The 14,472-nt window shown below is 33.5% G+C and carries 15 protein-coding genes and 1 other annotated feature; all 15 genes read left to right on the top strand.

Going from position 1 to position 14,472, the window contains the following annotated elements; translation table 11 throughout:
• Window positions 1-867: a site-2 protease family protein gene (locus BX659_RS09390; protein ID WP_097018284.1), complete on the top strand. Its 867-nt coding sequence runs from the start codon at window positions 1-3 to the stop codon at window positions 865-867.
• Window positions 868-1,034: 167 nt separating this feature from the next.
• Window positions 1,035-2,912 carry a TIGR03960 family B12-binding radical SAM protein gene (locus tag BX659_RS09395; RefSeq protein ID WP_097018285.1) on the top strand — a complete coding sequence of 626 codons (1,878 nt, stop codon included), beginning with the start codon at window positions 1,035-1,037 and terminating at the stop codon, window positions 2,910-2,912.
• Window positions 2,902-3,618, top strand: a complete 717-nt coding sequence (locus BX659_RS09400; protein WP_097018286.1) for a TIGR03936 family radical SAM-associated protein — start codon at window positions 2,902-2,904, stop codon at window positions 3,616-3,618. Before BX659_RS09395 ends, BX659_RS09400 begins: the two co-directional genes overlap by 11 nt.
• A 110-nt stretch (window positions 3,619-3,728) precedes the next feature.
• Complete coding sequence (locus BX659_RS09405) at window positions 3,729-5,405, top strand: Rne/Rng family ribonuclease (protein WP_097018287.1); 1,677 nt, start codon at window positions 3,729-3,731, stop codon at window positions 5,403-5,405.
• Between the two features lie 116 nt (window positions 5,406-5,521).
• Window positions 5,522-5,596, top strand: a sequence feature (ribosomal protein L21 leader region).
• Window positions 5,597-5,607: 11 nt separating this feature from the next.
• Window positions 5,608-5,919: a 50S ribosomal protein L21 gene (rplU, locus tag BX659_RS09410; protein ID WP_097018288.1), complete on the top strand. Its 312-nt coding sequence runs from the start codon at window positions 5,608-5,610 to the stop codon at window positions 5,917-5,919.
• Between the two features lie 9 nt (window positions 5,920-5,928).
• A complete protein-coding gene (locus BX659_RS09415) occupies window positions 5,929-6,264 on the top strand; it encodes a ribosomal-processing cysteine protease Prp (RefSeq protein ID WP_097018289.1) in 336 nt (111 codons plus the stop codon).
• The gene (rpmA, locus tag BX659_RS09420; protein ID WP_068719171.1) at window positions 6,257-6,556 is read left to right on the top strand and encodes a 50S ribosomal protein L27; all 300 of its coding nucleotides are present in this window, start codon (window positions 6,257-6,259) and stop codon (window positions 6,554-6,556) included. Before BX659_RS09415 ends, rpmA begins: the two co-directional genes overlap by 8 nt.
• 258 nt (window positions 6,557-6,814) lie before the next feature.
• Complete coding sequence (gene obgE, locus BX659_RS09425; protein WP_097018290.1) at window positions 6,815-8,104, top strand: GTPase ObgE; 1,290 nt, start codon at window positions 6,815-6,817, stop codon at window positions 8,102-8,104.
• Window positions 8,105-8,118: 14 nt separating this feature from the next.
• Window positions 8,119-8,412, top strand: coding sequence for a ribosome assembly RNA-binding protein YhbY (yhbY, locus tag BX659_RS09430; protein ID WP_097018291.1), 294 nt, complete (start codon window positions 8,119-8,121; stop codon window positions 8,410-8,412).
• Window positions 8,413-8,581: 169 nt separating this feature from the next.
• Window positions 8,582-9,700: a glutamate 5-kinase gene (gene proB, locus BX659_RS09435; protein WP_097018292.1), complete on the top strand. Its 1,119-nt coding sequence runs from the start codon at window positions 8,582-8,584 to the stop codon at window positions 9,698-9,700.
• 49 nt (window positions 9,701-9,749) lie between these two features.
• On the top strand, window positions 9,750-11,003 hold the full coding sequence (locus tag BX659_RS09440) for a glutamate-5-semialdehyde dehydrogenase (RefSeq protein ID WP_097018293.1): 1,254 nt from the start codon (window positions 9,750-9,752) through the stop codon (window positions 11,001-11,003).
• Window positions 11,004-11,412: 409 nt separating this feature from the next.
• A complete protein-coding gene (locus tag BX659_RS19010; protein ID WP_172431916.1) occupies window positions 11,413-11,571 on the top strand; it encodes a hypothetical protein in 159 nt (52 codons plus the stop codon).
• Window positions 11,572-11,683: 112 nt separating this feature from the next.
• Window positions 11,684-12,265, top strand: coding sequence for a DUF3267 domain-containing protein (locus BX659_RS09445; RefSeq protein WP_097018294.1), 582 nt, complete (start codon window positions 11,684-11,686; stop codon window positions 12,263-12,265).
• Between the two features lie 560 nt (window positions 12,266-12,825).
• Window positions 12,826-13,137 (top strand): hypothetical protein, encoded by a 312-nt coding sequence (locus BX659_RS09450; RefSeq protein ID WP_097018295.1) that lies wholly within the window; start codon window positions 12,826-12,828, stop codon window positions 13,135-13,137.
• A gap of 680 nt (window positions 13,138-13,817) precedes the next feature.
• A complete protein-coding gene (locus BX659_RS09455; RefSeq protein ID WP_097018296.1) occupies window positions 13,818-14,000 on the top strand; it encodes a hypothetical protein in 183 nt (60 codons plus the stop codon).
• The last annotated feature ends 472 nt before the right edge of the window (window positions 14,001-14,472 follow it).

Here is a 14,472-nt window from a genome sequence, read left to right on the forward strand (position 1 = left end):
ATGCTAAAGATGCTAGGAATGAAATTTAAATTGAATATATTATTTTTGTTGATATTATTCTTATTTTCTATTTCAGGATTATTCTTGACTGCCAGTATAAATTTTATTATTGTAATCTTACATGAATTGGCTCATTCTGTGATAGCACAAAAAGAAGGGGTTAGAGTCAATGAAATTGAGTTATTGCCTTTTGGAGGAGTAGCAAAATTTCGAGATTTGATTCAACTAAAGCCTAAAAGTGAGATGAAAATCTCTTTAGCAGGACCTATCTTTAACCTTATCCTAGCAGCAATAACGCTAATTCTATTAAGGTATAAGATCATTCCGTTACTATCAGGTTTCTATTTTATTAAGATTAATTTGACCATTGGATTATTCAACCTAATTCCTGCTTTGCCTTTAGATGGAGGGCGTGTGCTTAGAGCATTTTTGACCAATAAGATTGGGTTTAAAGAGGCTACATATTATACACTGAGACTGAGTAGAGTGATAGCTATATTTTTGGGGATTATAGGTGTGATTGGGATTTGTTATGGGTATGCTAATATTATTCTATTATTTATAGCCTTTTTTATCTACTTTGCTACTTTAAAAGAAGGTAGGTATGCTTCTTATGTCTTGATGCAATATATTGCTAAAAAGAAGGGGAAGCTTTTAAAGGAGAGGGTTGTATATCTTCAACAGTTAATTGCTGTTGAAGATACTCCACTAAAAGATATCATTGAACGGCTAGTTCCTAATCGCTTTCATATGATTAGAGTAGTAGATTATGATTTGAAGTTATTAGGATGGGTAACAGAGGATCAGTTTATCAACTCTTTAGTTAATGACGGAATAGATAAACCAATAAGGGATCTGTTAGAGTAGTTTTGCTTTATTATTAGATGGATTTAAAGGATAGATATTGCGATATTTTACTATTTGAAAAATTAAATAAATACTTTAATAATTGACTGTTATCTAGGGGCGTAGTATATTACTATATTACGCCCCTCTAGTTGATGATAATAATTGTAAGATAAGGAGTGGAATTTATGACAATAGATTTAGCTAATAAGATAGAAGAGATTCTTCCAGAAGTAAGCAAGCCAACCCGTTATATGGGAAATGAGTTGAATATGATTAAGAAGGATTTAAATCAGGTGAAGGTTAAGTTTGCCCTTGCTTTTCCCGATGTTTACGAGGTGGCTATGTCCCATTTGGGGATTAAGATTTTATACCATCTATTGAATGAAAGAGAAGATACAGTAGCTGAGAGGGTTTATGCACCTTGGGTTGATATGGAGCAGAAGATGAGAGAGCATAATCTCCCATTATTTACTCTAGAGAACAGAGCTAAAGTAGTTGACTTTGATATCTTAGGATTTACTTTACAGTATGAAATGAGTTATACAAACATCTTGAATATGTTAGATTTAGCAGGAATACCATTAAAAAGTAAAGATAGAGGTGAGGAGTTTCCATTAGTTATTGTAGGAGGACCTTGTGCTTTTAATCCAGAACCTCTAGCACCTTTTGTAGATGTAGTACTCTTAGGAGAAGCTGAGGCTGCTATTGGAGAGTTAGTAGATCAATATTTAGTTTGGAAGGATAGCGGTGCTTCTAAAAAAGATCTATTAAAGAGTTTATCCCAGATTGAAGGTCTTTATATACCTAGTTTTTATGAGATAGATTATAATGATGATGGAGAGGTAGTTAAATTTGAAGCTAAGAATGATGCTCCAGAAATTTTAAAAAAGAGGGTCATTCAGAATTTAGATGAGTCCTATTATCCAGAGAAGTTGATTTTGCCCTATATGGAGATTGTTCATGATAGAGTAACTTTAGAGGTGGCTAGAGGATGTACTAGGGGCTGTCGTTTCTGCCAAGCAGGTATGATTTATCGACCTGTTAGAGAGAGAAGCCATGAGAGAATTAAGGATTTAGCAAAGAAGTTGATTGAAAGTACTGGTTATGAAGAGATTTCCTTATCATCATTAAGTACCAGTGATTATAGTAAGATAGAGGATTTAGCAAAGAAGCTCTTAGAAGAGTATAAAGACCAAAGAGTAAGTGTTGCTTTACCTTCAATGAGAGTTGACTCCTTTTCAGTAGATTTAGCTAAAGAGTTACAAGCAGTCAGAAAGACGGGATTAACCTTTGCTCCAGAGGCTGGAACTCAGAGGTTACGGGATGTTATTAATAAAGGTATTAATGAAGAGGACTTATTAAAGACTACTGAAGCTGCTTTTAAAGAGGGTTGGAGAAGGGTTAAGCTATACTTTATGATGGGCTTACCTACTGAAACTTTAGAGGATATCAAAGGGATTGCTGATTTGGCTAAGAAGGTAGCTGAGATGGGCGATGAGATTAGAAGAAATTCTGATAATAAGCGAAGAGTCAAGGTAGGAGTCAGTGTCTCTACCTTTGTACCTAAGCCCCATACTCCTTTTCAATGGTCTAAATTCAATACTTTAGAAGAGATTAAAGAGAAGCAACAATTATTACGAAATGAGCTAAGAGGTAAGGACTTATCCTTTACTTGGACTGATCCATATCTAAGTACTATGGAAGCTGTCTTTGCTCGTGGTGATAGAAGAGCAGCTGAGGTTATGCAAAGAGCTTGGGAGCTTGGAGCAAAATTTGATGGCTGGAGTGAGCACTTTGATTATCAGCGTTGGAAGCAGGCCTTTGAAGAGTCTGGGTATAATTTAGAAGAGTATGTCTATCGTAACTTTAATTTAGAGGGAAGACTACCTTGGGATCACTTAGAAGTAGGTGTCGATAAGGGATATTTAAGGAAAGAGTATCAGAAAGCTATTGATGTAGAATTGACACCAGATTGTAGATTTAATAACTGTACTGGGTGTGGGATTTTGAAGAATTTAGATGCAAGAATCTCACTAATAGGTGGTGAGAATAGTGGGAAATAATAAGATTAGAGCTAGAGTATTAAAGGGTGATAAGGTAAGGTTTATCTCTCATTTAGATTTTTTAAATACAATGAATAGAGCTTTGCGTAGAGCAAATATTCCGATAGCTTATTCTCAAGGGTACAATCCTACCCCTAATATTTCTTTTGCAACTGCTTTGGCAGTGGGATTGACCAGTGATAGTGAATATATTGATTTTGAGCTGGAAGAAGATATCGATATCCAAGAGTTTAAAGATAATTTAAATCAAGTTTTACCACAAGGAATTGAAATTTTAGAAGCAAAGCAGTTACTATCTAAGAGCAAATCTTTAGCTTCGCTGCTTCGACAATCAAGTTATTTTGCTAGATTAGAGTTGACTGAAGAGCTTAGTATAGATAAATTGAGAGAAGAGGTAGCTAACTTTTTATCTCAAAAGGAGCTTGTAATTAGAAGAAAGAGAAGAAGAAAGAAGGATAGAGTCTTTGATATCAAGCCGATGATATATAGGTTAGAGGTTATTGGGGTGCAGAGTGATTTGGCAACGATTGAGATGTTGATACAGACAGGAAGCTCGGGAAATCTTAGACCTGAAGAGGTTGTTGATGCTTTAGCTGACTATTTAGAATTTGTTAAACCTGCAAAGCTAGTTAATATTCATCGCTCTGGATTATATATTGAAGATAATGGGGAAATTATTCCTCCAATAGAAGCGATAAAAAGATAGTGGACAGTGTATAGTTGATAATTGAGTTTAGAACCATTAAATTACTTATGAAGATAAATTTTTATTTTTAAGCTATTTACTATCAACTGCTGTACAGGGGAGGTGAGAAGTTGAGTAAGGAGATAGTTATTAATGATATGGGATTAGAAACAAGGATTGCTATTTTGGAGAATAGAGAGTTAGTAGAGATTATTTATGAACGGGATTTTTCTGAGCAGATAGTTGGTAATATCTATAAAGGTAGGGTTGAGAGTGTGCTTCCAGGGATGCAAGCAGCTTTTATAGATATTGGATTAGAAAAGAATGTCTTTTTACATGCTAAAGACTTGATTCCTCTTGCAGAAAGAAAGAACTTTAGAATTGAAGAACTAATTAAAACAGGGCAGCAACTTTTAGTACAGATTACCAAAGAGCCCTTAGGAACTAAAGGTCCTAGAGGTACTTGTAAGTTAAACCTTGCAGGAAGATACCTTGTATTGATGAATAGTAAAAGGCATGTAGGGGTTTCTAGGAGAATTGATGATAATTCTGAGAGAAAGAGGCTAAAGAATATAGCTTCTGAACTTCTTCCTGAAGATAAAGGATTAATTGTCAGAACGGTGGCAGCCTATAAAAGTGAGCAAGAGCTTAAAAAGGATCTTAGCTTACTACTTGATCTTTGGAATGAAATAGAGGAAGAAGCAAGTAAAGAGAGAGCACCTTCTTTGATTTATAAGAATCTTAACTCTGTTAAACAGGTGATTAGAGATAAATTTACTTCTGAAATTGACAAGTTGATTATAGACAACAAGAAAGATTATCATCAAGCGATAAGAACCCTTGATCATATCTCACCAGAATTGGAGAGTAGAGTCTATTATTATGATCACCCTAAGCCTATCTTTGATTATTATAATATTGAAGAGGAGATTAAGAGCTTATTAAAACGTAAAGTTCCTTTAAATTGTGGTGGATATATCATCATCGATAGTACTGAAGCTTTAACAGCAATTGATGTTAATACAGGAAGCTATGTTGGTAAGGATAATTTAGAGGATACTGTTGTTAAGACCAATTTAGAAGCAGCCAAAGAGATAGCTAAACAGTTAAGGCTTAGAGATATCGGTGGAATTATCATTATTGATTTTATAGATATGAAGATAGATAAAGATAGAGAGTTGATTTTAGATACTTTAAGATCAGAATTAACTAAGGATAAGACTAAGAGTAATATCTTAGGTTTAACCAAATTGGGGCTGGTAGAGATGACCCGTAAGAATGAAAGAGAGAGGGTTGGCGAGTTTTTACAGCAAGAATGCCCTTATTGTCAAGGGACAGGGAGCATTTTGTCTGAAGATACTATCTTTTTAGAGGTAATCCGTAAAATTAAAGAGATATTCTGGGAGAGTAGAGCAGAAGCTATATTGTTGGAAGTTCATCCTAAACTAGCTTCTAGGTTGATTGGAGTATCTGGAAAAAACTTAGAGAAGTTGGAGAAAGAATTAAATAAAGAGATTTACATCATGGGTAATAAGGAGTTACATTTAGAGGATATTAATGTATTAAAGATCGGTTCTAATTCAGAGATTCAAGTTCTAGCTAAGCCCTTAAATATAGGAGAGCGATTAAACCTTAAAGTAGAAGAGAGGCATATGAACAATTTAGATGATGGAATTGCTAGATTAGATGGTTATATAATTGATATTTTAGAAGGTGGATCACTTGTAGGACAGAGAGTTAGAGTTGAAATTATAGAAGTTAAGAAGACTTATGCAATAGCCGAAGTAGTAAAAACAATTGATTATTAAGTCTTAGTTTGAGTTTAAGGTTAAGTAAATTCTCAGACTCATACTTATACTTAAATTCATCTTGACATCTTTGGAATTCTATGTTAGAATTCATAGTCGTGAGTGGTTTATATAAGCCACTGCCAAAACCGCACGATACGGGTTAAAAAACTCTAAAGAGTACCTAGTGATCGGCGAGTCTGAGGTAGAGGAGGTGCACAGAATGTACGCAATTATTCAAACAGGTGGAAAGCAATATAAAGTAGAAGAAGGTCAAGTAATTAGAGTAGAAAAGCTAGATAATGAAGCTGGTGAAACTGTTGAGTTTGACCAAGTTAAATTAGTATCTACTGACAATGGTTTAAAGGTTGGAACTCCAACTGTAGAAGGTGCTAAAGTAACTGCTGAAGTGGTTGCTCAAGGAAAAGGTAAGAAGGTTATCATTTTCAAATATAAGCCTAAAAACAATTTCCGTAAAAAGAATGGTCATAGACAACCTTATACAGCAATAGAAATTAAGAGTATTGAGGCGTAATGGTGACTAATGATTACCATTGAAATTAAAAGAGATACAGAATATAATATCATTAGTTTTGCTGGTAGTGGGCATGCTGAATATGGAGAGTATGGACAAGATATTGTCTGTGCAGGAATTTCAGCAATTATGCAGACTGCTGTTTTAGGTTTGACAGACTATTTAGACTTTGATATAAATATAGATGTTAAAGATGGATGGTTAGATTGTCAATTAGTATCAGATATAGCTCAAGATCAACAGGTAAAGGCTATTTTAGAGACAATGCTCGTTGGTCTAAAGGGTATACAAGAAGAGTATTCGGAATATATAAAAATAATTGAAGGGGGTGGAAAGAATGATTAAGATGAATTTACAACTTTTCGCTAAGAAAAAAGGAGTTGGAAGTTCTAAGAACGGTCGTGACAGTATCGCTAAGCGACTTGGAGTTAAGAGACACGATGGACAATACGTTAGTGCTGGTAGCATCATCGTTCGTCAACGTGGAACTAAATTCCACCCTGGCCTAAACGTAGGTCGTGGAGGAGATGACACTTTATTCTCTACAGTTGATGGATACGTAGCTTTCGAAAGAAAAGGTAGAGACAAGAAGCAAGTAAGTGTTTATACTGAAGACCAAGTTCAAGCTATGGCATAAATCGACAAAAAAGCTTCCAGTTGTAGACTGGGAGCTTTTTTTAGTTAAAGAATATGTAGGGGACAGTCTAGACTGTCCCCTACTGTTGATTTTAAATAATCTTAAACTCAGGCTTAAACTTAAAGTTAGTTTATGTTATAATGTCTTAATAAGATTAACTATTTTAGGAAATGTTAATAACAGTTGATTGTTTAGCACATAGACATTAATAGCCTTATTATTATAGATTATCAACTGTTTATTGGAGGTCGATAAAAGATGTTTGTAGATGAAGTAGAGATTGAAGTAAAGGGTGGCGATGGTGGAGACGGTATGAGTAGTTTTCGCCGTGAAAAATTTGTTGCTGCTGGTGGACCAAGTGGTGGCGATGGTGGTCATGGAGGTAATGTAATCTTTACTGTTGATGAGGGTTTGAATACATTATTACATTTTAGAGAAAGAAAGTTCTATGAAGCCTCGTCAGGAGAGCGTGGAGGAAGCAAGAACATGCATGGTAAAGATGCTGATGATCTGATTATCAAGGTGCCTCCTGGGACAACAGTAACTGATGTAGATACTGGAAAGGTAATTGCTGATTTAATTCATGAACATCAAGAGGTTGTAATTGCTCATGGTGGTCGTGGAGGTAGAGGTAATGCTAGATTTAAGACTTCTACTAGGCAAGCCCCTAAGTTTTCAGAGAATGGTGAGCCTGGAGAAGAGAGAAAGGTTAAGTTGGAATTGAAGGTCTTAGCTGATGTAGGTCTGGTAGGATATCCTAGTGTAGGTAAATCAACTATTATCTCCAAGGTATCTGCAGCTAAACCCAAAATTGGTGCCTATCATTTTACCACTTTAAAGCCCAATTTGGGTGTTGTTAAAGTAGGTGATTATAGTTCTTTTGTTATGGCTGATATTCCTGGACTGATTGAAGGTGCTCATACTGGTGTAGGGTTAGGAGATGACTTCTTACGCCATATTGAGAGAACTAAGGTGATAATTCACGTCTTAGATATCTCGGGGATTGAAGGAAGAGACCCTTTAGAAGACTTTAGAAGAATTAATCAAGAGTTAGAGAGTTTTAATGAAAAGTTGATGGAGAGACCTCAAATAGTGGCGGCTAACAAGATGGACTTACCAGACTCAGAAGAGAATCTGCTCAAGCTCAAAGAGGTACTAGAAGCAGAAGGCTATGAGGTTTATCCGATCTCTGCTGCTACAGGTAAAGGGTTAAATGAATTGATTAAACGGGCTGATGCCTTGGTTAAGGAAGCACCAGACTTCTTTGATGAAGAGGTTGCAGAAGAGGAAGAGGTTATTATCCGTGGACCTCAGCCTGGTGAAGCAGAAGATGCCTATGAGATAATAGAAGAAGACGGTGTTTATAGAGTAGTTGGTAAAGAGATTAAACGTAAAACAGCTATGGCAGACTTTACTACTGATGAGGGCTTATATTACTTCCTTAAAACCTTACGTAAGATGGGAGTAGATGATGCTCTAAAAGAGGCTGGAGCTAAAGAAGGAGACACTATTGAGATTGAAGGATGGGAATTTGAATATTCAGAATAATAGGAGTGATAAAATTGTTAACAGGAAAACAACGTAGTTTTTTAAAGAGTAAGGCGCATAATATGGACTCTATAGTCCAAATCGGTAAAGATGGTATTAATGAAAATGTAATTGCCCAGGTTGATGAGACTTTAGAGGCAAGAGAGTTGATTAAACTTAGAGTATTGAACAATTCATTATATAGTGCTAAAGAAGCGGCCCATGAATTGGCAGAAGCTTGTAAGGCAGAGTTTATTCAAGCTATCGGTAATGTCTTTGTGCTTTATCGTGAGAATAAAGAGATTAAGAAATATAATCTGCCTAAGTAATTTTTAGTATGGATATTTAGTGTAAATAAGTTGTTAAATTATATAGTTTAATGGATATATCACGGTAGTTTAGTTATCAGGAGTCAGGGATCTGGAGTTTGGAATCAGTAAAAGCTTACTGATTACTGATAACTGATTCCCGATTACTGAGATAAAGTGGGTGACTTTTATGCGTGATAGTGTTAAAAGGGCAAAGAGGATTGTGATTAAGGTTGGAAGTAGTAGCTTGACTTATCAGAATGCTAAGCTTAATTTAAGAAGAATAGAAAAGTTAATTAGAGAGATTGTCGATTTAAAGAATCAAGATAAAGAGGTTATATTAGTTAGTTCTGGAGCTGTGGCAGCAGGACAGGGTGAGCTGGATTTAGCAGAGCGCCCTCAAACTATTCCAGAGAAGCAGGCTTTAGCTGCAATAGGTCAAGGAATACTGATGAAGACCTACCAGAAGTTATTTAGTGAGTATGGCCAGAAAGTGGCACAGGTATTGTTGACTCAGAAGGATCTAACTGATCGTAAGAGATATCTCAATTCCAGAAATACTTTAAATCAGCTTCTAAACTATGGAGTAATTCCAGTTATTAATGAGAATGATACAGTGGCAGTTGAAGAGATTAAGTTTGGTGACAATGATACCTTATCTGCTCTGGTAAGCAGTTTGATTGATGCTGATTTATTGATTATTTTATCAGATATTGATGGGCTCTATACAGCAGATCCTCGTCATGACCCTACTGCTAAGTTACTTAGTAGGATTGATGATATTAGTCATGAAATAGAAGCATTAGCAGGTGATGCAGGAACTAAACGAGGAACTGGAGGCATGATTACTAAGATTAGGGCTGCTAAGGTATCTACTCGTTCTGGGATACCTCTAATAATAGCTAATGGTAGTCTAGATAATGTCTTGTCACAGATTACCCAAGGGGCAGAGGTAGGAACATTATTCTTATCCCAAGAAAAGTTAGCTAGCCGTGAGAAGTGGATTGCTTTTAACTTAGATGTAGAGGGAGAGATAGTTATAGATTCAGGTGCTGTTAAAGCCTTACTTGAAAAAGGTAAGAGTTTATTGCCCTGTGGTATATTAGCTAGTCAAGGTTGTTTTTCAGCAGGGGCTGTTGTAGATATCGTTAATCAAGCAGGGGAGATTTTGGCACGAGGTCTGGTCAATTACTCTCAAAGGGAGATTGAAGAGATTAAAGGTCTACATACAAGTAAGATTAAGGAGAGACTGGGCTATCAAGATTATGATGAAGTGGTTCATCGTGATAATTTAGTACTTATGATTTAGCTAATGGCTACTAGCTGATAGCCATTAGCTAATAAAAGGAGTGGTGTAGATGAGTATAAGAGAAGAGGTTGTTAGCAAAGCTAAACAAGCTAAGAAAGCAGCCAGGAAGTTGGCTCATATCGGTTCTGAGATTAAGAATAAGGCTTTATTAGAGATGGCCGATGAATTAGAGAAGCAGACTGAACAAATCTTAGCTGCTAATGAGCAGGATATGGATTATGGTCGTGAGCACGAACTACCTGAGTCTTTATTAGATAGGTTATTATTGACTGAAGAGAGAATTAAAGGGATGGCTGATGGCTTAAGGGAGGTTGCCAAGTTTGATGATCCAATTGGTGAGGTCTTAGGAATGAAGAAGCGTCCTAATGGCTTAAAGATTGGAGAGGTAAGAGTTCCTTTAGGTGTGATAGGGATAATCTATGAAGCTCGTCCTAATGTAACTGCTGATGCAGCAGGACTTTGTTTGAAGGCTGGTAATGCTGTCTTATTACGTGGTGGTTCTAATGCTATTAATTCCAATAAGGCTATCACTAATGCTTTGGCTAAGGCTGCTGTTCAAGCTGGATTGCCTGAGGGAAGCGTGCAATTGGTTGAAAGTACTGATAGAGAAGCAGTACAGGTGATGTTTAAGCTAAATGAGTATTTAGATGTGCTGATCCCTCGTGGAGGAGCAGGTTTGATTCAGGCTGTAGTTCAGAACTCTACTGTTCCAGTTATTGAAACTGGTGTTGGTAATTGCCATACATATGTAGATGGCGAGGCTGATTTAGAGATGGCTAAAAGAATAGTTATCAATGCTAAGTGCCAACGCCCTGGTGTGTGTAACTCTATGGAGACTTTGCTTGTCAATCAAGATATAACAGAAGAGTTTTTGCCTGTGATTGTAAAGGAGTTAAAGCAGAAGGATACTCTAGTAAAAGGCTGTGCTAAGGTACAAGAAATAGTTGCTGAGGTAGAGCTTGCTACAGAAGAGGACTGGGAGGCAGAATATCTTGATTATATTTTAGCAATAAAAGTTGTTAAAGATATAGATGAGGCTTTAGAGCATATAGATAAGTATAGCTCTAAACATTCAGAAGCAATCATTACAGAGAACTATACTAAAGCTCATAAGTTCTTAGATTTAATTGATGCTGCTGCTGTTTATGTCAATGCATCCACTAGATTTACCGATGGAGGTCAGTTTGGCTTGGGTGCAGAGATTGGAATCAGTACACAGAAACTTCATGCTCGTGGACCAATGGGTGTCAATCAGTTAACTACCAATAAATTTATCATCTTTGGAAATGGTCAAATAAGATAGGAAAAATTAGCTAGGGAATTTTTGTTCTTCGAGTTTAAATTTAAACCCTCCGTGATTATAAAGTTTCTTAAAAAAAGATGAAACTTTATTTCTCTGCAGGTTGAGTCTAAAAGACTTGTAGTAAGTAGTGATAAGTAAACAAAAATATTTATGGGAGCTGAAAGGCTCCTTTTTAAATTGTGTAGTAGAGAAATTAAATATTTTTTGAATATGTGGTCACTTAAAACTATACTATCGTATAAATTTTGAATTAATTACTAAGAAAGTCTGTACGATAGTATAGTCAGAAGTGGAAATGAGGAAAAAGTTTGTACTATAGTACAGTGTACAAATAAAAGTAATTGTGGTAATATATAGTTAGAAAGTTTCTGCAGAGACAAAAATAATAATGAGGAAGGGTGAAGAATAGATGAAAGAATTGAATGAGCAAGAGTTAATGATGGTTGATGGTGGGAGTATGCCAGGTTATCCTTTTAGTGGTTTTTCATATTGGAGAATTCTTGGAACTTTAACTAACTTAGGGATGAAGCAATATAATAAAATGAAGTATGGTGACGACATAGCATAAGAATAATTATTTTATAGAGAAACCAACCAAGTAAAATAAGGTTGGTTTCTCTTTTGAATTAATTATACAATAAGCAATTTAAATTATAGAAATTAGTTGGTGATATTAGTAAATGAAACTCAAAATTGGTGATATACCTAAAAACAAAGAATTTATGTTAGAAGAAAATGATTGGAATATATTAGAAGAACCATGTGAAGATAAATTTATAATATATGGTATTTTATTTGGTATATTATTGGCATACTTTTCATATCTATTGGTTGAATCTTTTTTTGAAATAGAGTTAAGAAATTTGAATATATTTTTTGATATTGTATTTATTGTTGTTCCTTTTCATGAATTTCTACATATTATTTGTCATCCAAATTTTGGTTTAAGTGACAAGACAATTTTAGGATTGCACTTAAGAAAATTATATTTTTATGTTTATTATGATGGAGTAATAACACGCAATAGGATGATTTTGGTATATTTGTTTCCTTTTTTTATTTTATCTTTTTGTTTCTTGTTAATATTACTTATATATAGAATAGATTCTGAATTTATTTTATATATAATTTTAGCAAATATAATTGGATCTGGTCTAGATTTAATTAGTGCTTTATTTATTTTTGTTAAGGTTCCTGAAAATTCTATTGTTAGAAATTACGGATTTAAAACTTTATGGAAAAAGGTTTCTAAATTTGAATGATAAATTGAATTAATCCTAATATGTATAAAGTATAAAACACGAAAAAGAATTTAAATTTCTTTAGCCACGAGTTAACACCAAGGAAACACGAATAAAGAACTAAAGAATTAACTTATAAATAAAACTCTTTTGAACTATTAGTATAAATTAGTGGTAAAAAATATTTTTATTTGAATTTTTTGTAAAAATAATTAGTTCAACTTATATAGCAATATATAGGTGTGATCTCCTTTTCGAGAAGTTGTTTTAAAATAACTGCTTTATCAATTTTTAAAGAAAAATATATAAATAAATCATACGTGTCAACTTAAGCAGTTTTTTGATAATTAACCGATGGAATCCTATATTCCATCAATATTTGTAAATTAGTTTTTCGCTTGTATTTTTCATGTATACTGTCTCCTGCAACTCTATTAAAAAACCAGTAATTTTTTAATATTATAGCTTGTAGAAATTAATTTTTCAGTAATTTGCATAACTTTTTCACTCAATTATACAATATAAGTTTTTAATAAATTCTTGATAGAAGAATTACAAATTAAATCTGAAAGGATGATTATATGTTTGATAAAGAGAGTATAACTAATTTTCTAGAGGGGATCAAATTTTTCCTTTCATTACACACTCCTTTTGGAAGTACAAATACCATAAGATTAGAATTAGACGAGATGTATATTGATTCAAGTAGATTAATAAAAGCAACAGTTCAATACTTAAAGAATGAAGGAAGAGATTGTACATTTTCAGGTGAATATATTGGAAGTTATCCAGTGTTAAAGGTTGATGGAAGCAGATATGCTTTAATATTAAACACTATTGGTAGTGCAGCAACAAGACTTTCAGTTCAGCAGGTAATGTTAAAGGAAATTTAATAGCTACTATTTACTCTTAAGAATACTTTTTATTAAAGAGGAGTGTCAAATATTTTATTAATATCTATTTTGATAGAACTTTTATCTTTGGTATTAGGGCTTGGATTAGCTCATTTATTAATAAAAAAAGCAATGAAAAATGAAAAATGAATCAATAAAAAGGATAGTGGATAAAATTAATACTTTGCACTGGGGAATTAAATCTTTATTATCAGTTGTTATACTTATTGTATTAATTACTCTAGTTAACATAAGTATATACATGACAGAAGATATGATTAACAACTTACCATCTATATTTAATGTGGCTCCTAGTCGTCAATTAAAAACTTTATTACTAGGCATGTTTATAGGAATAATTGGGTTTTTTAGTAAAAAGGGATGCAGCTATTACATTTGAGTAGGTCATATAATTAACTTAGAATATTTTATAGTAATATTCAGTAACGAGCGAGTAGCTCGTTTTTTATTTAAATTTATGGTCACTTAAAACTATACTATCGTATAAATTTTGAATTAATTATTAAGAAAGTCTGTACGATAGTATAGTCAGAAGTGGAAATGAGGAAGAAGTTTGTACTATAGTACAGTGTACAAATTAACACAAGTATGGTAATATATAGGTGTAGTACTTCTCGAGAGGTAAAAAACTATATAATTGAAGAAAGGGTGAAGAATTAATGAGAGAGTTGAAAGAGAAAGAATTAATATCTGTTGATGGTGGATTAGACCCCGTAACTAGCTTTTTTGTAGGATATGCTGCTTCAAAAGCTATGGATGCATACATTGATTGGTATGGAGATAAACATAAAGATTATAAGTATGATGCAGATACTTATGAACATCCATGGAGAGATTTATAGAAAATTATAAAAACAAAGGGTTTTAGCTAAAACCCTTTGTTTTTATATTAGCTAATAATTAATCTTGGATTTAGCTAGTAACTTTGTAAAAATTACAGATGAATTATTTTAAAGTTAAATTAATTTTTAGATAGGTTTAACTATTTTATATAAGGAGTGCATTTATGAAGCAGAGTATTCTATCATTTATATTTAGTTATATAATTACACGTTTGATTTTTAATTTTGTTAATTTTAATTATAATTTTTTTGTAGAAGGGATGAATTTTACAAAATTAATGATTGATTTTATTTCATGGGCTTTAATATATTACTTAATTTATAAATTCTTAGATTTATGGTTAAAAAAATAGATTAATTTTCAAGAGAAATAATTACTTAAATTGCAATATTAAATTGAACTAATTTCAAACTGTAATAATTTGTGTATTTAGTTATATAAAATTTCTCTTACTTGGTCTTCAAATGCTTC

The sequence above is a fragment of the Orenia metallireducens genome (genome assembly GCF_003001995.1).
GTDB lineage: Bacteria > Bacillota > Halanaerobiia > Halobacteroidales > Halobacteroidaceae > Orenia > Orenia metallireducens_B.

Excerpts from the sequence above, each read along its gene's own strand:
- proB (WP_097018292.1), top strand. The coding sequence starts at position 8,582 with ATGCGTGATAGTGTTAAAAGGGCAAAGAGGATTGTGATTAAGGTTGGA.
- BX659_RS09415 (WP_097018289.1), top strand. The coding sequence starts at position 5,929 with ATGATTACCATTGAAATTAAAAGAGATACAGAATATAATATCATTAGT.
- BX659_RS09395 (WP_097018285.1), top strand. The coding sequence starts at position 1,035 with ATGACAATAGATTTAGCTAATAAGATAGAAGAGATTCTTCCAGAAGTA.
- BX659_RS09440 (WP_097018293.1), top strand. The coding sequence starts at position 9,750 with ATGAGTATAAGAGAAGAGGTTGTTAGCAAAGCTAAACAAGCTAAGAAA.
- BX659_RS09390 (WP_097018284.1), top strand. The coding sequence starts at position 1 with ATGCTAAAGATGCTAGGAATGAAATTTAAATTGAATATATTATTTTTG.
- BX659_RS09450 (WP_097018295.1), top strand. The coding sequence starts at position 12,826 with ATGTTTGATAAAGAGAGTATAACTAATTTTCTAGAGGGGATCAAATTT.
- BX659_RS09455 (WP_097018296.1), top strand. The coding sequence starts at position 13,818 with ATGAGAGAGTTGAAAGAGAAAGAATTAATATCTGTTGATGGTGGATTA.
- BX659_RS09445 (WP_097018294.1), top strand. The coding sequence starts at position 11,684 with ATGAAACTCAAAATTGGTGATATACCTAAAAACAAAGAATTTATGTTA.
- rplU (WP_097018288.1), top strand. The coding sequence starts at position 5,608 with ATGTACGCAATTATTCAAACAGGTGGAAAGCAATATAAAGTAGAAGAA.
- obgE (WP_097018290.1), top strand. The coding sequence starts at position 6,815 with ATGTTTGTAGATGAAGTAGAGATTGAAGTAAAGGGTGGCGATGGTGGA.
- BX659_RS19010 (WP_172431916.1), top strand. The coding sequence starts at position 11,413 with ATGAAAGAATTGAATGAGCAAGAGTTAATGATGGTTGATGGTGGGAGT.
- rpmA (WP_068719171.1), top strand. The coding sequence starts at position 6,257 with ATGATTAAGATGAATTTACAACTTTTCGCTAAGAAAAAAGGAGTTGGA.